Raw genomic sequence first — 21,609 nt, forward strand, 5'->3', positions numbered from 1 at the left:
GGCCGGGGCCCGGGCCCACCCGGGCGCCCCGTGTGGGGGGGGGCCCGGGGCGGGGACGCCCCCCCCCCCGCGCCGGCCCCCCCCCCGGGGGGCGGGGGGGGGGGCCCGTCCGCGTGGCGGGGCCGGTGGGCAACCGCACCGGCGGGTTCCGTCCCGGGTGTCGGTCGGGCGGTCAGCCCAGCTTGGAGACGTCCCGGACCGCGCCCTTGTCCGCGCTCGTCGCCATGGCCGCGTAGGCGCGCAGGGCGGCCGAGACCTTGCGGGTACGGGACTTGGGGGCGTAGACGCCGTTCAGGGCCTGCTCGCGGCGGGACAGTTCCGCGTCGTCCACGAGGAGTTCGATCGAGCGGTTCGGGATGTCGATGCGGATGCGGTCGCCGTCCTCGACGAGGGCGATCGTGCCGCCGGACGCCGCCTCCGGGGAGGCGTGGCCGATGGACAGGCCCGAGGTGCCGCCGGAGAAGCGGCCGTCGGTGATCAGGGCGCAGGTCTTGCCCAGGCCCCGGCCCTTGAGGAAGGACGTCGGGTAGAGCATCTCCTGCATGCCGGGGCCGCCCTTGGGGCCCTCGTACCGGATGACGACCACGTCGCCGTGGGTGACCTGCTTGTTCAGGATCTTCTCGACGGCCTCCTCCTGCGACTCGCAGACGACCGCCGGGCCCTCGAAGGTCCAGATCGATTCGTCGACGCCGGCCGTCTTCACCACGCAGCCGTCCACCGCGAGGTTGCCCTTGAGCACCGCCAGGCCGCCGTCCTTGGAGTAGGCGTGCTCGGCGGAGCGGATGCATCCGTTCTCGGCGTCCAGGTCCAGCGCCTCCCAGCGCTCGGACTGGGAGAACGCCTCGGCGGAGCGGACGCAGCCCGGCGCCGCGTGCCACAGCTCGACCGCCTCCGGGGAGGGGGAGCCGCCGCGCACGTCCCACCGCTTCATCCAGTCGGCCAGCGACGGGCTGTGCACGCAGTGGACGTCCTCGTTGAGCAGACCGGCCCGGTGCAGCTCGCCGAGCAGGGCGGGGATGCCGCCCGCGCGGTGCACGTCCTCCATGTAGTACGTGCGGTCCTTGGCGACGTTGGGCGCCACCTTCGCCAGGCACGGCACCCGGCGCGAGACGGCGTCGATCTCGTTCAGGCCGAACGGCACGCCCGCCTCCTGCGCCGCCGCCAGCAGGTGCAGGATCGTGTTGGTGGAGCCGCCCATGGCGATGTCCAGCGCCATGGCGTTCTCGAACGCCGCGAAGGTGGCGATGTTGCGCGGCAGGGCCGTCTCGTCGTCCTGCTCGTAGTAGCGGCGGGTCAGGTCCATCACCGTGCGCGCGGCGTCGACGTACAGCCGCCGGCGCGCGGTGTGGGTGGCGAGGACCGAGCCGTTGCCGGGGAGGGACAGGCCGATGGCCTCGGTCAGGCAGTTCATCGAGTTGGCGGTGAACATGCCGGAACACGAGCCGCAGGTCGGACAGGCGTTCTCCTCGATGCGGAGGATGTCCTCGTCCGAGATCTTGTCGTTCACGGCGTCGGAGATCGCGTCGACGAGGTCGAGCGTGCGGACCGTGCCGTCGACCAGGGTGGCCCGGCCGGACTCCATCGGGCCGCCGGAGACGAACACCGTCGGGATGTTCAGCCGCAGCGCGGCCATCAGCATGCCCGGGGTGATCTTGTCGCAGTTGGAGATGCAGACCAGGGCGTCGGCGCAGTGCGCCTCGACCATGTACTCCACGCTGTCCGCGATCAGGTCGCGCGAGGGCAGGCTGTAGAGCATGCCGCCGTGGCCCATGGCGATGCCGTCGTCGACGGCGATCGTGTTGAACTCGCGCGGGATGCCCCCGGCCTCGGTGATCGCCTCGCTGACGATCCTGCCGACCGGCGCCAGGTGGGTGTGGCCCGGCACGAACTCGGTGAAGCTGTTGGCGACCGCGATGATCGGCTTCCGGCCGATGTCCGCACCGGGTACACCGGAGGCGCGCATAAGGGCGCGGGCGCCCGCCATATTGCGGCCGTGGGTGACTGTGCGGGACCTCAGCTCGGGCATCGTCGCTCGCTCCTTCGGAGAGTTGTGACTGGCTTCGAGCGTACGCCCGTCATCCACAGCCCGGACAGGATGTCCGGATTTCGGGACGCACGTCTCATCGGTTCGTCGGCACCCGTCGGGTGTTCGTGGGATGGCCCCCGTGAGGGGCACGTCCGGTGATCCTCGTCAAGGGCTCGTCCGATGCCCCCGTCACTGGCTCGTCAGGTGGCTCTGTATGGCGGGTGCGATCCGGCGCACGATCGTTTCCACGTCCGCCGAGGCCAGGGGCTCGACCTTGATGACGTACCGCAGCAGCGCCGTCCCGACCAGCTGCGCCGCCGCCAGCTCGGCGCGCAGCTCGGCGTCGGGCATGCCCATCTCGGCGGCGACCCGGCGCAGCAGCTGGGTGCTGACCAGGCGGCGCAGCACGGCGGCGGCCACGTCGTTGTTCAGGGCGGACCGTACGACGGCGAGCAGGGGGGCGCGGGTGGCCGGGTTCTCCCAGATGCCGAGGAAGAACCGGGCGAACCGCTCGCCGACGGCGTCCCGCGGACCCTCGAAGATCACGTCGGGGGCGCGCAGGGCGGGCGCGAAGACCGTCTCGACGGCCTCCTGGAAGACCTGTTCCTTGGTGCCGAAGTAGTGGTGAACCAGGGCGGGGTCCACGCCGGCCGCCTTGGCGATGCCACGGACGCTGGCCTTCTCGAAGCCGCGCTGCGAGAACTCCTCGCGGGCGGCGGTGAGGATGCGGTCGCGGGTGTCGGCGGATTCCGTACGGCGGGGGCGGCCGCGGCCGCGGGGGGCGGTGGAAGGCGCCGGCGCGGGACCGGGTGCGGCTGCGGCTCCCCTCCCGGCCACGGCGCCCGCGCCCGTGCCCCTGCCCGTACCTGCGCCCGCGCCTGCGCCGGTCATGGACGCGGCACCCGGGTGTCCGTGGCGAGGTGGAGCCGGGTGAAGGCGAGGGCCTCGGCCAGGTCGGCCTCGCGCTCGGCGGTGGACATGGCGCGGCGGGTGTTGACCTCGATGACGACGTGGCCGTCGAAGCCGGTGCCGGCGAGACGTTCCAGCAGTTCCGCGCAGGGCTGGGAGCCGCGGCCCGGCACCAGGTGCTCGTCCTTGTTGGAGCCGCCGCCGTCGGCGAGGTGGACGTGGCCGAGCCGGTCGCCCATGCGGTCGGCCATCTCCAGCGCGTCGACGCGTGCCGTGGCGGCATGGCTGAGGTCGATGGTGAAGTGCCGGTAGTCGTCCTCGGTGACGTCCCAGCCGGGGGCGTAGGCGAGCATCTCGCGGTCGCGGTAGCGCCAGGGGTACATGTTCTCGACGGCGAACCGCACGTCCGTCTCGTTCGCCATCCGTCCGATGCCGGTGACGAAGTCGCGCGCGTACTGGCGCTGCCAGCGGAACGGCGGGTGCACGACGACCGTGCTCGCGCCGAGCTTCTCGGCCGCCGTCCGGGCGCGCTGGAGCTTGGTCCACGGGTCGGTCGACCACACCCGCTGGGTGATCAGCAGACACGGGGCGTGCACGGCGAGGATCGGCACCCGGTGGAAGTCACTGAGCCGGCGGAGGGCCTCGATGTCCTGGCTGACGGGGTCGTTCCACACCATGACCTCGACACCGTCGTACCCGAGGCGGGCCGCGATCTCGAAGGCCGTGGCCGTCGACTCCGGATAGACGGAGGCCGTCGACAGGGCGACCTTCGCGTCCGGGATGCGCACGACTGGGTTGGCCACGAGGACAGGTTACGGGGTGCGTCCCGGAGACGGGGTTGGGGTGGGTGGTTTCGGGCGACTCGGCCTGGTTCATCCCCCCTCCGCACGGGCCTGCCCCTACGTCCCTACGCCCCCGCCATATGGTCCAGCCGCCGCAGGATGACGCCCTCCCGCAGCGCCCACGGGCAGATCTCCACCGTCTCCACGCCGAACAGGTCCATCGCGCCCTCGGCGACCAGCGCGCCCGCGAGGAGCTGGCCGGCCCGGCCCTCGGAGACGCCGGGGAGTTCGGCGCGTTCCTCGGTGGTCATGCCGGCCAGGCGCGGCACCCAGGACTCGAGGGACTGCCGTTTGAGCTCGCGCTGGACGTAGAGGCCCTCGACGGAGCGGGCGGCGCCGCCGATGCGGGCGAGCTGGCGGAACGTCTTGGACGTGGCGACGACGTGGTCGGGGGCGCCGAAGCGGCTGAACTCCCCGACCGTGCGGGCTATCTCCGCCCGCACATGGCGCCGCAGCGCCCGTACGTCCTCGGCGGCGGGCGGGTCGCCGGGCAGCCACCCGGAGGTGAGGCGGCCGGCGCCGAGGGGCAGCGAGACGGCCGCGTCCGGTTCCTCGTCGATGCCGTAGGCGATCTCCAGGGAGCCGCCGCCGATGTCGAGGACCAGGAGTTTGCCGGCGGACCAGCCGAACCAGCGGCGCACCGCGAGGAAGGTGAGCCGCGCCTCCTCGGGACCGCTGAGGACCTGGAGCTCGACCCCGGTCTCGCGCTGCACGCGCGCGAGGACCTCGTCGGCGTTGCTCGCCCCGCGCACGGCGGAGGTGGCGAACGGCAGCAGTTCCTCGACGCCCTTGTCCTCGGCGGCCTGGAGGGAGTCGTGGACGACGGCGACCAGCCTGTCGACGCCTTCCGAGCCGATGGCTCCGTGCTCGTCGAGGAGTTCGGCGAGGCGGAGGTCGGCCTTGTGCGAGTGCGCGGGCAGCGGGCGCGCACCGGGGTGCGCGTCCACCACCAGCAGATGCACCGTGTTCGATCCCACGTCGAGGACACCGAGTCTCATGGGCGGAACGCTACTGCCAGGCGTCCCGTACGCGGCCCCCCAGGCGGTGCGGAACGGGAACCCGGGCGGCATACCCTGGACGCGTGCCAAAGACGAAAAAGGCGAAGACCGGCAAGAGCGGTAAGAACGGCAAGAGCGGCAAATACGACGTCCAGACTTCGCCGGCGGAAGCGACCGGAACGGCGGGAGCGGCGGGAGCCTCGGCGTCGGTGCTCGGCGCCGCCCCGGACGACGAGAAGGGCCTCGACTTCCCGCGCGCATGGGTGGAGTTCCCGGATCCGGCGGACGACGAGCAGGTCTTCCGCTGCGACCTGACCTGGCTGACCTCCCGCTGGAACTGCGTCTTCGGCAGCGGCTGCCAGGGCATTCAGGCCGGCCGCGCGGACGACGGGTGCTGCACGCTGGGCGCCCACTTCTCCGACGAGGACGACGAGCAGCGGGTCGCCGGGCATGTGGCGAGGCTCACGCCGGACATCTGGCAGCACCATGCGGAGGGCCTCCGGGGCGGCTGGGTGTCCGAGGACGAGGACGGCGACCGCCAGACGCGTCCCTTCCAGGGCTCGTGCATCTTCCAGAACCGGCCCGGTTTCGCGGGCGGCATGGGTTGCTCGCTGCACATCCTGGCCGTCCGGGAGGGCCGGGAGCCGCTGGAGACCAAGCCGGACGTCTGCTGGCAGCTGCCGATCCGCCGGACGTACGACTGGATCGACCGTCCCGACGACACGCGCGTGCTCCAGGTGTCGATCGGCGAGTACGACCGCCGGGGCTGGGGCCCGGGCGGCCACGACCTGCACTGGTGGTGCACGTCGGCGACGTCGGCGCACGGCGCGGGGGAGCCGGTGTACGTGTCGTACCGCGCGGAGCTGACCGAGCTGATGGGCAAGGCGGGCTACGACCGGCTGGTCGAGCTGTGCGAGCAGCGGCTGTCGTCGCAGCTGCCGCTGCTGGCGCCGCATCCGGCGGACCCGGCGGGACCGGCGGACCCGGCGCGTCCTGCGGGACCGGCCGGACCGGCGGACCCCGCGCGTCCTGCGGGCTGAGGGGCGCGGGCGAGGCGGGGCGGAGCGCGGCGGGCTTCGGGTGACGCGGTCGGGCGGTGACGCCTCGCACGGCGACGGTTCGCGCGGTGAGGGTTCTGGGATGCCCGACGGCCGGAGTCGCCCGGGGCGGGAGCGCCCCCGGCCACGGAGCCGGCACGCGGGCGATTTTTCGCTTCGGCGGCACGGAACCGTATCAGTGGGCCGCGGAGCGGGCGGCTGATGAGGCGCACGGCATGGAATGGGCACGGACAGCGGGTACTGGATCAGGAGGAGGCGGGGCGGCGGGTTTCGGCCGCCCGCTCCGCACGCGGATGCGCTCCGCCGCGCCGCCACCGGGCCGCCACGGGGACCGGGGCGCCGCGGGCGGCTTCCGGCGCCGGGGCGCGGCGCGGGCCGGGTGGCGAGCGGCGAGTCGCCCCGACCTCGGCGTTTCCGCGTCCGGCGAGCCTCCCGTCCGCAACCCACGGGCCCGCCCGGACCTAGGGGGTGTCTGGCAAATGAGCGCGGGAGAAGGAGCGGCTTCTGGTGCGTGCGATCGCAAGGCGCCGGAGCGCCCTCGTAGCGGAGCTACCAGGGCGGTTCGGCAACGCGGCTGGGGGTGCCTCCTCTGGGGGAGTGCGTGCCAGGAGCCGCGACGCCGCGGGCATTTGTCAGACACCCCTAGGGAGCCGGTGGGCTCGCGGTACCCGCCTCCGACGGTGACGGCGTCGGGTCCGACGTGTCCGGCGGCGTGGAGGCGCTCGGGGTCGGCTCCGGGGGCGGTGGTGACGGTGCGGGCGGAGGGCTCGGCGCGGGGGTGGCGGACGGGGTGGATGTCGGGACCGTGAGCGGGGGCCGGTCCAGAGGGCGGCCGGGGCGGACCGGGCGGAAGTCGGGGTTCGTGGGAGCGGGTGCGGTGCCGCGGCCCGCGATGGTGACGACCGCGCCGGCCGGGGAGATCGCCACGCGCGCGGTCCAGCGGCCGGACGGCTCGCGCAGGGGGTCGACGTGCACCCGGACGGTCTGTGACTCGCCGGGGCGGAGCGTTCCCGCCGAGCGGCTCAGGTAGAGCCAGGGGGCTCCGGTGACCGCGGACCAGCGCACGGGGGCGGGGCCGGTGGCGATGAGGGTGATCAGGGTGGTGTCGCCGCGGTGTGCGGCCGTCACCTCCAGCCGGCCCGCGGCGCCCTTGCGGCCGGCGCCGGAGACGCTGACGACCTTCACGGTCACGTCCGGCCGGCCGCCGCGGGAGAAGGGCTCGCCGCGGCTGACGGAGGCGTTGCCGGTGTTCTCGTAGCCGACCGACGGGTCGCCGTCGAGACCGACCGCCCCGTGGTCGCGGCCCGCGGCGGCGCGGCCGTCTGCGCTGTCGCCGCCGAGGGGCGCGCCCCGGTAGGCGGACCACAGGGCCAGGACCGGGGCGGCGACGACGGTGGCGACGACCGTGGTGGTGACGGCACGCGCGCGCAGGCGGTCCCGGCGGGCGGCGCGGTCCTTGGGGTCCATGGGGAAGCCGCGCCGGTCGAAGCGGGGCGCGGTGACGCCCCGCGCGCGCGGGTGCTGGGTCATGGCGGTGTGCAGCGCGGGGCGGGGCGCCTCCAGCATGGGCAGTTCGGCGGGGGTGACTTCGGCGCCGGGCCAGCGGCCGGGGACCGCGCGCTCGGCGGTGCGGCGGCAGCGCGGGCAGTCGTCGACGTGCCGGACCAGTTCACGGCGCAGGGCGGCGCCGAGCACCAGCTGGTGCTCGCCGGTGAGCCGGGCGACGCCGGGACAGCCGCCGGTCTCCACAACGGCGAGGGCCGCGCGGGTGCGCTCGACCTCGCAGGCGGCCGCGGCGAGCAGCTCGCGTGCGGCGGCCGGTTCGAGTCCGAGGACGGCGGCGACCTCATGGGGGGCCAGGTGGTGGCGTACGGAGAGTTCGAGCGCCTCGCGCTGCTCGGGGGTGGTGCCGGCGGCCTCCGGCCAGGCGAGCAGGGCCAGTTCGCGCCGCCGCCGCTCCCGCACCTCCTCGGAGACGGGCGGCGCGGTGGACGCGCCGCCGGCCCGGCGTCTGCGTCTGGCCTCGGCGAGGCCACGCAGACAGGCCCAGCGGGCGAGCGCGTACAGCCAGGCGCGGCGGTCGCCGGGCGCGTCGGGAGCGCGCTGGCCGCGGCGCTCGGCGACCGCGAGGACCTCGCCGAGGGCGGCGGTGGCCGCGTCGTGATCGCACAGCACGGAAAGGCAGTAGGTGAACAGGCCGTCCAGGTAGGGCTCGTAGCGCGCGGGCGGCCGCTGTGCCAGGGTGCGCGCCGCGGCACGGTCACGCGCCTCGCGTCGCGCCCGGTGTGCGCCGGTCGTGCGGGTCAGGGAGTCCGGGCTGCTGCTCATCACCCGGCGACCGTAGGCGGCGGGAGATGACTGCTTCCGCCCCCTTGAGCACTTTTAATCCGTACGGGTGAAACGATCCCTCAATCGGGGACGGCAAGCCGATGTTCGCGGGGCCATCGGTCTCGGCGGCCGTCCGGTTCGCGGTGGTACGCAAGGGTATGCGGGGGTGTTGCGAGGGCGGTTCCGGCGCTTCTCGGACCGGACCCGGGCGCCGGGTCGCCGTGCGGGGAACGCGTTGTCAGTGGGGACGGTTACGGTTTCGTCCATGGCTGCCCGTACGAAGTCCACCAAGGAACGGCCGTCCTACCGCTGCACCGAGTGCGGCTGGCAGACGGCCAAGTGGCTCGGCCGCTGCCCCGAGTGCCAGGCCTGGGGGACGGTCGAGGAGTACGGCACGCCCGCGGTGCGGACCACGGCGCCGGGGCGCGTCACCACGTCCGCGCTGCCCATCGGCCAGGTCGACGGCAGACAGGCGACCGCTCGCACCACCGGCGTGCCCGAGCTGGACCGCGTCCTCGGGGGCGGCCTGGTCCCCGGCGCGGTGGTGCTCGTCGCGGGCGAGCCCGGCGTCGGCAAGTCGACCCTGCTGCTGGACGTGGCGGCGAAGTCGGCGAGCGAGCAGCACCGCACGCTCTATGTGACGGGCGAGGAGTCGGCGAGCCAGGTCCGGCTGCGCGCCGACCGCATCCACGCCATCGACGACCACCTGTATCTCGCCGCGGAGACCGACCTGGCCGCCGTGCTCGGCCACTTGGACGCGGTACGGCCGTCGCTGCTGATCCTCGACTCGGTGCAGACGGTCGCGTCCCCGGAGATCGACGGCGCGCCCGGCGGCATGGCGCAGGTGCGCGAGGTCGCGGGCGCCCTGATCCGGGCCTCCAAGGAGCGCGGCATGTCCACCCTGCTGGTGGGCCACGTCACCAAGGACGGCGCGATCGCCGGCCCGCGCCTGCTGGAGCACCTGGTGGACGTGGTGCTGCACTTCGAGGGCGACCGGCACGCCCGGCTGCGTCTGGTGCGCGGCGTCAAGAACCGGTACGGCACGACGGACGAGGTCGGCTGCTTCGAGCTGCACGACGAGGGCATCACGGGCCTCGCCGACCCGAGCGGGCTGTTCCTGACCCGGCGCGCCGAGCCCGTGCCCGGGACCTGTCTGACCGTCACCCTGGAGGGCCGCCGCCCGCTGGTGGCCGAGGTGCAGGCGCTCACCGTCGACTCCCAGATCCCCTCCCCGCGCCGCACCACGTCCGGGCTGGAGACGTCCCGGGTGTCGATGATGCTGGCGGTGCTGGAGCAGCGCGGCCGGATCAGCGCCCTGGGCAAGCGGGACATCTACTCCGCGACGGTCGGCGGCGTGAAGCTGTCCGAGCCGGCGGCGGATCTGGCCATCGCCCTCGCGCTGGCCTCCGCGGCCAGCGACACCCCGTTGCCGAAGAACCTCGTCGCGATCGGCGAGGTGGGCCTCGCGGGCGAGGTCAGACGGGTCACGGGCGTGCAGCGCAGGCTCGCCGAGGCGCACCGTCTGGGCTTCACGCACGCCCTCGTTCCGGGCGATCCGGGCAAGGTTCCGGCCGGGATGAAGGTCCTGGAAGTCGCGGACATGGGGGACGCGCTGAGGGTGCTGCCGCGCTCGCGTCGCCGAGACGCCCCACGGGAGGAGGAGGACCGCCGGTAGACTTTGCCCTGGTCTCGCCCGTCCGTACGACCGAGTGCGCGACACGGGAGCGTCACAGAACCTGCGACCGGAGGAGTGCAGTGGCAGCCAACGACCGGGCAGCAGCTCCCGGAAAGTCCGGTGGGAGTGCCGGTTCCGATGGCCTGATGCGCGCCTCGCTGAGCGCCGTGGCGCCGGGTACGGCCCTGCGCGACGGCCTGGAGCGGGTCCTGCGCGGCAACACGGGCGGGCTGATCGTGCTCGGCTCCGACAAGACCGTCGAGGCCATGTGCACGGGCGGTTTCGTCCTGGACGTCGAGTTCACCGCGACCCGGCTGCGCGAACTGTGCAAGCTGGACGGCGGCATCGTGCTCTCCTCCGACCTGTCGAAGATCCTCCGCGCGGGCGTGCAGTTCGTGCCCGACGCGACGATCCCCACGGAGGAGACCGGCACCCGGCACCGCACGGCGGACCGCGTCAGCAAGCAGGTCGGCTACCCGGTGGTCTCCGTCTCCCAGTCGATGCGGCTGATCGCCCTGTACGTCGACGGCCAGCGCCGCGTCCTGGAGGACTCGGCGGCGATCCTGTCCCGCGCCAACCAGGCCCTGGCGACCCTGGAGCGCTACAAGCTCCGGCTGGACGAGGTCGCGGGCACCCTGTCGGCGCTGGAGATCGAGGACCTGGTCACGGTCCGGGACGTGTCGGCGGTGGCGCAGCGCCTGGAGATGGTCCGCCGCATCGCCACCGAAATCGCCGAATACGTGGTCGAACTGGGCACCGACGGGCGGCTGCTGGCCCTTCAGCTGGACGAGTTGATCGCCGGCGTCGAGCCCGAGCGCGAGCTGGTCGTCCGCGACTACGTCCCCGAGCCCACCGCCAAGCGCTCGCGCACGGTGGACGAGGCGCTGGCCGAGCTGGACGCCCTCTCCCACGCCGAGCTGCTGGAACTGTCCACGGTGGCGAAGGCGTTGGGGTACACCGGCTCGCCCGAGGCGCTGGACTCGGCGGTGTCGCCGCGCGGCTTCCGGCTGCTGGCCAAGGTGCCGCGGCTGCCCGGCGCGATCATCGACCGTCTCGTGGAGCACTTCGGCGGGCTCCAGAAGCTGCTCGCCGCGAGCGTGGACGACCTCCAGGCGGTGGACGGCGTGGGCGAGGCCCGGGCCCGCAGCGTCCGCGAGGGCCTGTCCCGCCTGGCGGAGTCGTCGATCCTGGAACGGTACGTCTGAGACGTACGTCCGGGTGGGGCGCCTGACCCCGGTCCGGGCGGGCGCCCGAGCCCGGTCCGGGCGGGCGCCCGGGTGCTGTCCGGGCGGGACGCCTGCGCCGGACGCCTGGGACGACGGACCTCGCTGAGCGGAACACCCGAGGACGGCCCCGCACGGCGGCGCGCAGGCGCCGTACGTCCGTCAGCCCCGTACACCCGGGGACGGCCCGCGGCCCGGCCGGCCGAGCCGGTCGCCGTCAGCCGCGCACATCGGGCGTCGGTCGCGCAGGCCGGGCGTCAGTCGGCGTCGAGCACGAACGACGTCCGGACCTTGGCGAACCCGGCCGGCTTCGCCTCCACCAGGTACGTGCCCGCGGCGGCCGACCCGGCCGACGGCGTCGCGCAGTGCGGGGCGCTCGGCCTGCGGTCCCACTCCACGGTGTAGGTGATGCTGCTGCCAGCCGGCACCCGGTAGACCAGGCTGCCCGGGCCCTCGGGGCAGTGGGCGGACGACCAGTAGGTGTCCTCGCTCGTGGCCTGAGAGACCGTCAGGACCGTTGCCTTCGGGCCGAGGTCGACCTTGCAGTCGCCGCCGGAGGTGTTCCGCGCCGTCAGCCGGAACGCGGGCGTCTGGTCGGGCGAGTAGGAGTTGCGCACGCTGCGCAGGGTCAGCTTCACCGCGTTCGCCGTGCAGTCGGGCAGCGAGGAGCCGGCCGGCAGGGTGTCGCCCGTGCCGACGGCGCCGCCCGAAGCCCCGGCCGCCGAGCCGCCGCCCGAGCCACCGGCGCCGCCCGCCCCGGAACCGTCCGCGGACCCGGACCCCGAGCCGTCACCGGAGCCGTCGCCCGACCCCGGGCCGCCGTCACCGGCGCTCGGCGTACCGCCCGGGCCCGCCGTGTCCCCGTCGCCGGACTCGTCCCGCCCGCCCGGCGCCTCGCTGATCGCGGGACCCGAACCGGACGGCCCCGGCGTGATCGAGGAAGCGGGATTCTTGCCGTTCGACCCGTCGGCGCCGTTGTCGTCGCCCCCGCCGCCCGAGGTGAGCACCCAGGCGATCAGCAAGGCCATGAGGGCCAACACGGACAGCAGAACGGCCCTCCGTCGCCAGTAGATGGAGGAGGGAAGCGGCCCGACCGGATTGCGCAGAGATCCCACGGCGCAAACTGTACGAGAGATCGGTGCGTTCACCGGCGTCACCCGCCGCCACACACGCATCTTTTCCGGATCATCATCTCGGAAACGCGCCCTGCGGGAGCGCGAGTTCACAGCCGTGGGGCACCACCGCCGCGTCGCCCCGACCCGCCCCACCCCGCCGTACCGCGGTCCGCGGCGGGCGACGTGGCAGGATCGGAACCGCCATGACTGCGCCCACGAAGCCCACGCCCCCGCCCGCCCCCACGCCCCCGCAGGCCGCCCCCTGCGCCGCCGGCCCGCCCCGCGGCGCGGACCCGCACTCCCCCGTCGACCTGCACTCCCCCGTCATCGCCTGGTTCGACGAGCACGCGCGCGACCTGCCCTGGCGGCGCCCGGAGGCGGGCGCGTGGGGCGTGATGGTGAGCGAGTTCATGCTCCAGCAGACCCCGGTGAACCGCGTACTGCCGGTCTACGAGCAGTGGCTGGCCCGCTGGCCCCGCCCCGCCGACCTCGCCAAGGAGGCGCCCGGCGAGGCCGTCCGCGCCTGGGGACGGCTCGGCTATCCGCGCCGCGCGCTGCGGCTGCACGGGGCGGCGGTCGCCATAACGGAACGGCACGGCGGCGACGTGCCCACCGACCACGCCCAGTTGCTCGCGCTTCCCGGCATCGGCGAGTACACGGCGGCGGCCGTGGCGTCGTTCGCGTACGGGCAGCGGCACGCGGTCCTGGACACCAACGTGCGCCGGGTGCTGGCGCGTGCCGTGACCGGTGTGCAGTACCCGCCGAACGCCACCACCGCCGCCGAACGCCGGCTCGCCCGCGCGCTGCTGCCCGAGGACGAGACGGTCGCCGCCCGCTGGGCCGCCGCCTCCATGGAGCTGGGCGCGCTGGTGTGCACGGCCAGGAACGAGACGTGCCATCGCTGCCCGATCGCCGACCGCTGCGTGTGGCGGCTGGCCGGCAAGCCCGAGCACGACGGGCCGCCGCGGCGCGGACAGACGTACGCCGGCACCGACCGCCAGGTGCGCGGCAAGCTGCTCGCCGTCCTGCGCGAGGCGCACGCCCCGGTCCCGCAGGCCGCGCTGGACCGGGTGTGGCACGAGCCGGTGCAGCGCGCCCGCGCCCTGGACGGCCTGGTCGCGGACGGCCTGGTGGAGCCGCTGCCGGACGGGATGTACCGGCTGCCACTGAGCTGACGTACGGACGGTTACCCCAAAACGGCGTCAATCACCGCATGACGCCGCCTCGTTCCGCTTGCTGTTACACAACCGACGGACAGTCGAGCGCTCTCCGCAGGCTCGCGCGCACAGCCTCGTGACAGGTCGTCCGTAGGTTCGTCCCTGAGCCCGCGAGGGCTGCTGTGCCGAGGGGACAACGGGGACGGAGGCGGTTGATCATGACGCAGGGCGAGGTGCTCGAGTTCGAGGAGTACGTCCGCACCCGGCAGGACGCGCTGTTGCGCAGCGCCCGGCGTCTGGTGCCGGACCCGGTCGACGCCCAGGACCTGCTCCAGACCGCGCTGGCGCGGACGTACGGCCGCTGGGACGGCATCGCCGACAAGCGGCTGGCGGACGCCTATCTGCGCCGGGTGATGATCAACACGCGGACCGAGTGGTGGCGGGCGCGGAAGCTGGAGGAGGTGCCCACCGAGCAGCTCCCGGACGCGTCCGTGGCGGACTCCACCGAGCAGCACGCCGACCGCGCCCTGCTGATGGACGTCCTGAAGGTGCTCGCCCCGAAGCAGCGCAGCGTGGTGGTGCTGCGACACTGGGAGCAGATGTCCACGGAGGAGACGGCCGCCGCCCTCGGCATGTCGGCCGGAACGGTCAAGAGCACGCTGCACCGGGCGCTCGCACGGCTCCGCGAGGAGCTCCAGGCCCGCGATCTGGACGCACGCGCGCCGAAGCGTGAGGAGCGGGAGCGTTGCGCGGCCTGACCGGCCCAGAAGCCAGACCTGCCCGAGCCCTCTTCCCGGTGGCGTCCCCGGCGGTCGCCGGGTGCGCCGCCCTCGCCCTCGCGCTCACCGCGTGCGCGGCCGGCGGCACCGGCGCACGCGACGAGGGCCCGGCGCACGCCGACGCGTTCGGCGGCGCCGGCGTCACCTCCGCCGCCTCGGCCACGACCCGGCCCCGGGCGCTGGACCGCGCCGCCGCGGTGGAACTGCTCAGGGCCGACCCGGCCGTCTCCGCGGCCGTCAAGCGCGGCCTGACGCCCTGCTACGGCGACGAGTACCCGGTCGACCTCTCCTACGGCAACCTCACCGGGGGCCCGGCCGACGACGTCGTCGTCAACGTGGTGACGTGCAGTGACGTCGTCGGCATCGGCACGTACGTCTACCGCGACGAGGACGGCGTCCACCGCAACGTCTTCCGCGCGGAGGAGCCGCCCGTCTACGCGGAGATCGACCGCGGGGACCTGGTCGTGACCAAGCAGGTGTACGAGAAGGGCGACCCGGTGTCGAGTCCGTCCGGGGAGAACGTGATCACCTACCGCTGGAACGCCGGCCGGTTCACCGAGGAGTTCCGCACCCACAACGACTACAGCACGGTCGTCGGGGGCGAGCCGCCCGCGCCCCCCGAGAGCGGCTGACGGCACCGGAAAGCGGCTGGCGGCCCCAGGAGAGCGGCCGACGGCACCCGAGAACAGTTGACGGCACTGACGGCACCCGACGGTCAAGGACTGAGAGCACCCGGATGGCAGACCAGACCCACGTTCTGTTCGTCGAGGACGACGACGTCATCCGCGAGGCCACCCAGCTCGCCCTGGAGCGGGACGGCTTCGCGGTCACCGCCATGCCCGACGGGCTGTCCGGTCTGGAGGCGTTCCGCGCGAACCGGCCCGACATCGCGCTGCTGGACGTCATGGTCCCCGGCCTCGACGGGGTCAGCCTGTGCCGGCGGATCCGGGACGAGTCGACGGTGCCGGTGATCATGCTGTCGGCGCGGGCCGACGCCATCGACGTGGTGCTGGGTCTGGAGGCGGGGGCCGACGACTACGTGACCAAGCCGTTCGACGGTGCGGTGCTGGTCGCCCGGATCCGCGCGGTGCTGCGCCGCTTCGGGCACGCGAGCGGCGGCCGGGGCGAACGGCAGGCGGCCGGGGCGGTCGAGGGGCCGCTGACCTTCGGCGATCTGGAGGTCGACACCGAGGGCATGGAGGTGCGCCGGGCCGGCCTGCCGGTGGCGCTCACCCCGACCGAGATGCGGCTGCTGCTGGAGTTCTCCTCGGCGCCGGGCACGGTGCTCTCCCGTGACAGGCTGCTGGAGCGCGTCTGGGACTACGGCTGGGGCGGGGACACGCGCGTGGTCGACGTCCATGTGCAGCGGCTGCGGACCAAGATCGGACAGGACCGGATCGAGACGGTCCGGGGCTTCGGCTACAAACTCAAGGGCTGAGATGTGGGGGACGGTCCGCCGGCTGATACCGGCGCGCGTGGAGCGCGCGGACCTGCGCACGGGGCTCAGATGGAAGCTGAGCGCGGCGATCGCGCTGGTCGGCGCGCTGGTCGCGGTCGCTCTCAGTCTGGTCGTGCACAACGCGGCCCGCGTCTCGATGCTGGACAACGCCCGTGACCTCGCGGACGAGCGGGTGCAGATCGCGCAGCGCAACCACGAGCTGTCCGGGCGGCCGAACTTCCCGGGCGTCCGCATCGACGACCCCCGGCTCCCCGCCGAGCTGCGGCGCAAGGTGGAGGCGGGGCGCAGGGCGACGTTCGTGGCCGACTCGCCGGGCGGGCCGCCGGACATCTGGGCCGCCGTGCCGCTCAAGGACGGGCGGGTGATGTCCCTGCACACCGGGTTCACCGACCGCAGCACCGACATCCTCAAGGACCTGGACCAGGCGCTGGTCATCGGCTCCACCGCGGCCGTGCTCGGGGGCAGCGCGCTCGGCGTGCTGATCGGCGGGCAGCTGTCGCGGCGGCTGCGCAAGGCCGCCGCCGCCGCGAACCGGGTCGCCAGGGGGGAGCCGCAGGTGCGGGTGCGGGAGGCCATCGGCGGGGTGGTCCGCGACGAGACCGACGACCTGGCGCGGGCCGTCGACGCGATGGCGGACGCGCTGCAGCAGCGGCTGGAGGCCGAGCGCCGGGTCACCGCCGACATCGCGCACGAGCTGCGCACCCCGGTCACCGGGCTGCTCACGGCGGCCGAGCTGTTGCCGCCGGGCCGCCCGACCGAGCTGGTGCTGGACCGGGCCAAGGCCATGCGCACGCTGGTGGAGGACGTGCTGGAGGTGGCCCGGCTGGACGGCGCCTCGGAGCGGGCGGAGCTGCAGGATCTGATGCTGGGCGAGTTCGTGGCCCGGCGGGTGGCGGTGAAGGACCCGGACATCGTGGTGGACGTCGTGCACGAGTCCGAGGTGACGACCGACCCGCGGCGCCTCGAACGGGTGCTGTTCAACCTGCTCGCCAACGCGGCCCGGCACGGCAGGCCGCCGGTCGAGGTCACCGTCGAGGGCCGGGTGATCCGGGTCCGCGACCACGGCCCCGGGTTCCCGGAGGACCTGCTCGCCGAGGGCCCGAGCCGCTTCCGCACCGGCAGCCGGGACCGCGCCGGGCAGGGGCACGGCCTGGGCCTGACCATCGCGGCCGGGCAGGCGCGGGTGATGGGGGCGCGGCTCACCTTCCGCAACGTCCGCCCGCCGGGCGCGCCCGCGGATGCGCCGGCCGAGGGCGCGGTGGCGCTGCTGTGGCTGCCGGAGCACGCGCCGACGAACACCGGGAGCTTTCCGGCGCTGCGCGGACGCTGAGAGGGGCCGGCCGTACGTTGACGGCCCCCGACGCCGAGTGCTGCCCTCAGCCCGGACGCCGAGAGCAGCCCGGGCCCTCGGGGCAGCCCGCACGCCGGGGCGGGTCGGCGCTCAGCAGCCGAAGTCCTTGGAGAAGTCCAGCTGCTCGCTCCGCTCGGTCAGCGAGTACCAGTTGCCGTTGTCGTCGCGGAAGATCGCCTCGACGCCGTACGGCCGCTCCTGCGGCTCCTGGAGGAACTCCACGCCCCGGGCGCGGAACGTCTCGTAGTCCCCCCGGCAGTCGTCCGTGCGGAACGCGCCCGCGCCGATGACGCCCTTGGCGACCAGCTTCTTCAGCGCCTCGGCGGACTCGGCGTCCAGGCCGGGGCCGTCCAGGCTCATCAGCGCCAGCTCGACGTCCGGCTGCCCCTTCGCCGCGACGGTGACCCAGCGCATGTCGCCCAGGGGCACCTCGCTGCGCACCTCGAAGCCGAGTTTCTCGGTGAAGAACGCCTTGGTGCGCTGCTGGTCGAAGGTCCATACGGTGGCGATGCCCAGGCCTGTGATCATGGCGGTGTCTCCCGTCGCCGACGAACGCGGACGCACATGCGGGTGCTGTGCTGTTCCCCTGCTCGTCACCGTAGGCACGGAGGCGGTCGGCGCGCTTCTTCGGAATTGCGGCGCGAGCCGTCTTCGGCGGTGCGGCGCGGGAAGCCGCCGGCCCAGAGCATCGCGTAGCAGCCAGGTATGAGGGACGCGCCGGCCCGGACGTGCGCGGCGCGGTACGCGCTCGGGGAGAGGCCGGTGCGGGTCCGGAAGCGGGCGGAGAAGGTGCCGAGGCTGCTGAAGCCGACCAGGTGGCAGATCTCGGTCACACTGAGGTCGGCGCCGCGCAGCAGTTCCTCGGCCCGCTCGATACGGCGGTGGGTGAGGTATTGGCCGGGCGTCTCGCCGTACGCCTCCTTGAAGGCGCGCAGGAAGTGGAAGCGCGAGTAGCCGGCGTGGGCGGCCACCGCGTCGAGGTCGAGGCCGGGGTCGGCCCAGTCGCGGTCCATGGCGTCCTTCGCCAGCCGCAGCCGGCGCATCTTGTCCATGGCCCGATGGTGGCACGCGCCACTGACACCGGGCCGCGGCTCGCGCCTCCGCTGACACCGCCTCGGCCCACACCGACTGGCCCGCCTCGGCCCACACCGCCTGCGCCCACGCCGAATGGCCCGCCTCCGTTCCCACCGCCTCGGCCCGAACCGCCTCCGCTCACACCGCCTCGGCCACGGACGGCTTCGTCGGCGCGTCGTCCTCGGCCGGCCGCGGCTCGGCCGGGCCGGCCCCCTTGAGCGGGACCTCCTTCACGAAGACCGCCGCGATCAGCGCGAGCAGCGCCACCGCCGCGCCCAGCAGGAAGGCCCCGTGCGTGCCCGCGGTGACCGCGTGCTGGTACGCCTCCCGCACGTCGGCCGGGAGCTTGGCGAGGCCTGCCGCGTCGACCTGGGCGGACTGCTCGGTGAGCCGGGAGCCCAGCGCCCCCGCCCGCTCGGCCATGACCTCCTGGACGCGGTGGTTGAACAGCGCGCCCATGATCGCCACGCCGAAGGAGGAGCCGAGGGTGCGGAAGAGGGTCGCGGAGGAGGAGGCGACGCCCATGTCCTTCATCTCGACGCTGTTCTGCGCGACCAGCATCGTGATCTGCATCAGACAGCCCATGCCGAGGCCGACCACGGCCATGTACACACCGGAGGTGAGCCGCGAGGTCTCCGTGTCCATCAGGGAGAGCAGATACAGCCCGAGCACCAGCAGCGCACCGCCCGCCAGCGGGAAGATCTTGTACCGGCCGGTCTGCGTGGTCACCCGCCCGGCGACCATCGAGGTCACCAGCATCGCGCCGAGCATCGGCAGGAGCAGCAGCCCGGAGTTGGTCGCGGACGCGCCCTGCACCGACTGCTGGTAGAACGGCAGGAAGAGCGTCGCGCCGAACATCACGAAGCCGGTGATGAAGCCGATGACCGACATGAGGGTGAAGTTGCGGCTGCGGAAGATGTGCAGCGGCAGGATCGGCTCGGGGGCCCTGGTCTGCCAGTACACGAACCCGGCGAGCGCGGCGACGCCGATGCCGGTCAGTTCCATGATCAGCGCGGACGTCCAGGCGTACTCGGTGCCGCCCCAGGTGGTGACGAGCACGATCGCGGTGATGCCGATGGTGAGCAGCACGGCGCCGGGGTAGTCGATCCGGGCCTGCGACCGCTTCTTCGGCAGGTGCAGCACCGCGCTGACGGCGGCCAGCGCGATCGCGCCGAGCGGCAGGTTGATGTAGAAGGTCCAGCGCCAGCCCCAGTGGTCGGTGATGGTGCCGCCGACCAGCGGGCCGCCGATCATGGCCAGCGCCATGACGCCGGCCATCATGCCCTGGTACTTGCCGCGCTCCCGGGGCGGCACCAGATCGCCGATGATCGCCATCACGCCGACCATCAGACCGCCCGCGCCGAGGCCCTGCACCGCGCGGAAGGCGATCAGCTGGCCCATGTCCTGGGCCATGCCGCTGAGCACGGAGCCGGCCAGGAAGATCACGATGGAGTTCAGGAAGGCGCCCTTGCGCCCGTACAGGTCGCCGAGCTTGCCCCAGATCGGGGTGGAGGCGGCGGTGGCGAGGGTGTAGGAGGTGACCACCCAGGACAGGTGCTCCAGACCGCCCAGTTCGCCGACGATCGTCGGCATCGCGGTGCCGATGATCATGTTGTCGAGCATCGCGAGCATCATCGCGATCATCAGGGCGAGCAGGACGACCCGCACGCTCCTCGGCCGTTTCCCGGTGTCGTCGGGGTGCTCCGCACCCGTCGATATCTGCGCCACGACTTTCCCCGCCCCCTGCTACTGACTTGCCGACCGGCTAGTTGACTACACTCATGGAAGCTAGGGGCGTAACTTGCCGGTCGTCAAGTAAGTATGTGGTGAGACTGCGTATGCGGTGAGACGCAGATCCGGTCAGGCGAAGATCTGACGGACGGAGTTCTGGACGGACGAAGCGCCGTGGACGGACGACGTTCCGGACACGCGAGGAGACGAAGGGTCTGAGCATGGGCGGCACCACGGGCGAGGGCGCCAGACAGCGGCGCCGCGGGGACACCCGTCAGCGCATCCAGGACGTGGCCCTCGGACTCTTCGCCGAGCAGGGCTACGAGAAGACGTCCCTGCGCGAGATCGCCGAGCGCCTCGACGTCACCAAGGCCGCGCTCTACTACCACTTCAAGACGAAGGAAGAGATCATCGTCAGCGTCTTCGAGGACCTGACGAAGCCGATCGAGGACCTGATCGCGTGGGGCGCCGGACAACCGCACACGCTGGAGACCAAGCGGGAGATCCTGCACCGCTACAGCGCGCTGCTGGCCGACGCGGCCCCGCTGTTCCGCTTCATGCAGGAGAACCAGGCGACGCTGCGCGAACTGCGCATCGGCGACGCCTTCAAGGAGCGCATGAGCGGGCTGCTCGGCATCCTCGTCGACCCGGACGCCTCCCTGACCGACCAGGTGCGCTGCGTCAGCGCGATCGTCACGATGCACGCCGGCATGTACTGGACCCAGGACCTCGAAGGCGACCTCGAGGACAAGCGCAGGGCCGTCCTCGAGGTCGCCTTCGACATGGTGACCCAGGCGCACCGTCACGCCTGATCACCGTCACGCCCGGTCATCCGGTTCCGGTCAGAGGGTGACGCCCTTGCCGCGCAGGAACTTCACCGGGTCGACCGCGGTGCCGTAGTTGGCGGTCGTACGGATCTCGAAGTGCAGGTGCGGACCGCTGGAGTTGCCGGTGTTGCCGGACAGGGCGATGCGCTGGCCGGTCTTGACGATCTGGCCGACCTTGACGTCGACGCGCGAGAGGTGCGCGTACTGCGAGTAGGTCCCGTTGCCGTGCTTGACGACCACCGCGTTGCCGTACGCGGGACCGTCGCCGGCGCCGTTGCCGCCGGCCTTGACGACGGTGCCGCCGTGGATGGCGACGACCTTGGTGCCGGTGGGCACGGCGAAGTCCTGGCCGCTGTGGGTGGACTGCCACATGCCGCCGGCCTGCGCGTAGCTGGCGCTCAGCTTGTAGGACGTCACCGGGTCGACCCAGGAGGCGGCCTTCTTGGCGGGCGCCTTCTTGGCCGTGGCCTTGGTGTTGGCGGCGGCGGCCTTCGCCGTCTTCGCCTTGACGGCCTTGGCCTTGGCGACCTTCGCCTGCGCGGCCTTCGCCTGGGCCGCGGCCTGCGCCTTGACGGCGCCGGCGACGCCCGACGTGGCGGTGGTGGCCGTGGTGGCGGTGGTGTTGGCGGCGGCCGCGACCCCGGCGCCCAGTACGGCGGAGGCGCCCAGACCGGCGGCCAGTACGGCCGCGCGGGTGCGGAGCAGCGACGTACGGGTGGAAAGGGACGTGACACGCGTAGACATAGGGAACCTCGTGGCTTGGGGACGGTGAGAACCACCCGGCGAACAGGACGTCCGCCCGGCTGGCCATCCCTTGGTAACCCCCGGGACACCTCATCCCAAAACGTGTGACCTACGACGTTGTCTAGTAGTCCCTCATCAAACCTGATGATGTTGACATAGCTGCCATTCCGGACGGAAACCGGGAAATCAGGGCGTCGATCCCTACCAGATGGAAGAGATGTCCGTTTTGCCCCAGAGGGCTCTCCACTATTCCGTCTAGTAAGTGACGCAGGTCCTGTGCGCCATGTCACCGGCCGACCGGATCGGACGACCC

The 21,609-nt window shown here is 73.3% G+C and carries 19 protein-coding genes; 9 read left to right on the top strand and 10 right to left on the bottom strand.

What is annotated here, in order from left to right; translation table 11 throughout:
• Positions 1 to 172 precede the first annotated feature (172 nt).
• The 4 genes from ilvD to ABZY13_RS26395 form a co-directional block, all read right to left on the bottom strand.
• A complete protein-coding gene (gene ilvD, locus ABZY13_RS26380; RefSeq protein ID WP_356634921.1) occupies positions 173 to 2,026 on the bottom strand; it encodes a dihydroxy-acid dehydratase in 1,854 nt (617 codons plus the stop codon).
• Positions 2,027 to 2,215: 189 nt separating this feature from the next.
• Positions 2,216 to 2,917 carry a TetR family transcriptional regulator gene (locus tag ABZY13_RS26385; protein ID WP_356634923.1) on the bottom strand — a complete coding sequence of 234 codons (702 nt, stop codon included), beginning with the start codon at positions 2,915 to 2,917 and terminating at the stop codon, positions 2,216 to 2,218.
• Positions 2,914 to 3,738: a sugar phosphate isomerase/epimerase gene (locus ABZY13_RS26390; protein WP_356634925.1), complete on the bottom strand. Its 825-nt coding sequence runs from the start codon at positions 3,736 to 3,738 to the stop codon at positions 2,914 to 2,916. Before ABZY13_RS26390 ends, ABZY13_RS26385 begins: the two co-directional genes overlap by 4 nt.
• A 104-nt stretch (positions 3,739 to 3,842) precedes the next feature.
• Positions 3,843 to 4,775 (bottom strand): Ppx/GppA phosphatase family protein, encoded by a 933-nt coding sequence (locus tag ABZY13_RS26395; RefSeq protein ID WP_356634927.1) that lies wholly within the window; start codon positions 4,773 to 4,775, stop codon positions 3,843 to 3,845.
• Between the two features lie 209 nt (positions 4,776 to 4,984).
• On the opposite strand from ABZY13_RS26395, the gene ABZY13_RS26400 reads away from it, so the two are divergent.
• Positions 4,985 to 5,815, top strand: a complete 831-nt coding sequence (locus ABZY13_RS26400; protein ID WP_356635037.1) for a hypothetical protein — start codon at positions 4,985 to 4,987, stop codon at positions 5,813 to 5,815.
• A 660-nt stretch (positions 5,816 to 6,475) separates the two neighbouring features.
• Here ABZY13_RS26400 and ABZY13_RS26405 read toward each other — a convergent pair.
• Positions 6,476 to 8,164 carry a hypothetical protein gene (locus ABZY13_RS26405; protein WP_356634929.1) on the bottom strand — a complete coding sequence of 563 codons (1,689 nt, stop codon included), beginning with the start codon at positions 8,162 to 8,164 and terminating at the stop codon, positions 6,476 to 6,478.
• Positions 8,165 to 8,426: 262 nt separating this feature from the next.
• Between ABZY13_RS26405 and radA the strand changes: the two genes are divergently transcribed.
• On the top strand, positions 8,427 to 9,836 hold the full coding sequence (radA, locus tag ABZY13_RS26410) for a DNA repair protein RadA (RefSeq protein ID WP_356634931.1): 1,410 nt from the start codon (positions 8,427 to 8,429) through the stop codon (positions 9,834 to 9,836).
• 80 nt (positions 9,837 to 9,916) lie between these two features.
• A complete protein-coding gene (disA, locus tag ABZY13_RS26415; protein WP_356634933.1) occupies positions 9,917 to 11,041 on the top strand; it encodes a DNA integrity scanning diadenylate cyclase DisA in 1,125 nt (374 codons plus the stop codon).
• 275 nt (positions 11,042 to 11,316) lie between these two features.
• Here the strand turns inward: disA and ABZY13_RS26420 are convergent, their stop codons facing one another.
• Complete coding sequence (locus ABZY13_RS26420; RefSeq protein ID WP_356634935.1) at positions 11,317 to 12,174, bottom strand: hypothetical protein; 858 nt, start codon at positions 12,172 to 12,174, stop codon at positions 11,317 to 11,319.
• Positions 12,175 to 12,377: 203 nt separating this feature from the next.
• On the opposite strand from ABZY13_RS26420, the gene ABZY13_RS26425 reads away from it, so the two are divergent.
• The 5 genes from ABZY13_RS26425 (at position 12,378) to cseC (ending at position 16,899) form a co-directional block, all read left to right on the top strand.
• Positions 12,378 to 13,349: an A/G-specific adenine glycosylase gene (locus tag ABZY13_RS26425; RefSeq protein WP_356634937.1), complete on the top strand. Its 972-nt coding sequence runs from the start codon at positions 12,378 to 12,380 to the stop codon at positions 13,347 to 13,349.
• Positions 13,350 to 13,549: 200 nt separating this feature from the next.
• The gene (locus ABZY13_RS26430; protein ID WP_356634939.1) at positions 13,550 to 14,089 is read left to right on the top strand and encodes a SigE family RNA polymerase sigma factor; all 540 of its coding nucleotides are present in this window, start codon (positions 13,550 to 13,552) and stop codon (positions 14,087 to 14,089) included.
• Positions 14,090 to 14,127: 38 nt separating this feature from the next.
• Positions 14,128 to 14,742, top strand: coding sequence for a hypothetical protein (locus ABZY13_RS26435; RefSeq protein WP_356634941.1), 615 nt, complete (start codon positions 14,128 to 14,130; stop codon positions 14,740 to 14,742).
• A gap of 104 nt (positions 14,743 to 14,846) precedes the next feature.
• The gene (gene cseB, locus ABZY13_RS26440; protein WP_356634943.1) at positions 14,847 to 15,548 is read left to right on the top strand and encodes a two-component system response regulator CseB; all 702 of its coding nucleotides are present in this window, start codon (positions 14,847 to 14,849) and stop codon (positions 15,546 to 15,548) included.
• 1 nt (position 15,549) lies between these two features.
• A complete protein-coding gene (gene cseC, locus ABZY13_RS26445; protein ID WP_356634945.1) occupies positions 15,550 to 16,899 on the top strand; it encodes a two-component system sensor histidine kinase CseC in 1,350 nt (449 codons plus the stop codon).
• 111 nt (positions 16,900 to 17,010) lie between these two features.
• Here the strand turns inward: cseC and ABZY13_RS26450 are convergent, their stop codons facing one another.
• From ABZY13_RS26450 to ABZY13_RS26460, 3 genes are all read right to left on the bottom strand, one after another.
• The gene (locus ABZY13_RS26450; protein ID WP_356634947.1) at positions 17,011 to 17,448 is read right to left on the bottom strand and encodes a VOC family protein; all 438 of its coding nucleotides are present in this window, start codon (positions 17,446 to 17,448) and stop codon (positions 17,011 to 17,013) included.
• A gap of 65 nt (positions 17,449 to 17,513) precedes the next feature.
• The gene (locus tag ABZY13_RS26455) at positions 17,514 to 17,963 is read right to left on the bottom strand and encodes a helix-turn-helix transcriptional regulator (RefSeq protein WP_356635039.1); all 450 of its coding nucleotides are present in this window, start codon (positions 17,961 to 17,963) and stop codon (positions 17,514 to 17,516) included.
• Between the two features lie 169 nt (positions 17,964 to 18,132).
• Positions 18,133 to 19,713: an MDR family MFS transporter gene (locus ABZY13_RS26460; protein ID WP_356635041.1), complete on the bottom strand. Its 1,581-nt coding sequence runs from the start codon at positions 19,711 to 19,713 to the stop codon at positions 18,133 to 18,135.
• Positions 19,714 to 19,946: 233 nt separating this feature from the next.
• On the opposite strand from ABZY13_RS26460, the gene ABZY13_RS26465 reads away from it, so the two are divergent.
• Positions 19,947 to 20,537: a TetR/AcrR family transcriptional regulator gene (locus tag ABZY13_RS26465; protein WP_356634949.1), complete on the top strand. Its 591-nt coding sequence runs from the start codon at positions 19,947 to 19,949 to the stop codon at positions 20,535 to 20,537.
• 30 nt (positions 20,538 to 20,567) lie between these two features.
• Here ABZY13_RS26465 and ABZY13_RS26470 read toward each other — a convergent pair whose 3' ends face one another.
• Positions 20,568 to 21,296: a M23 family metallopeptidase gene (locus tag ABZY13_RS26470; protein WP_356634951.1), complete on the bottom strand. Its 729-nt coding sequence runs from the start codon at positions 21,294 to 21,296 to the stop codon at positions 20,568 to 20,570.
• Positions 21,297 to 21,609 lie beyond the last annotated feature (313 nt).

This window comes from Streptomyces sp. NPDC006610 (genome assembly GCF_040611575.1).
Lineage (GTDB): Bacteria > Actinomycetota > Actinomycetes > Streptomycetales > Streptomycetaceae > Streptomyces.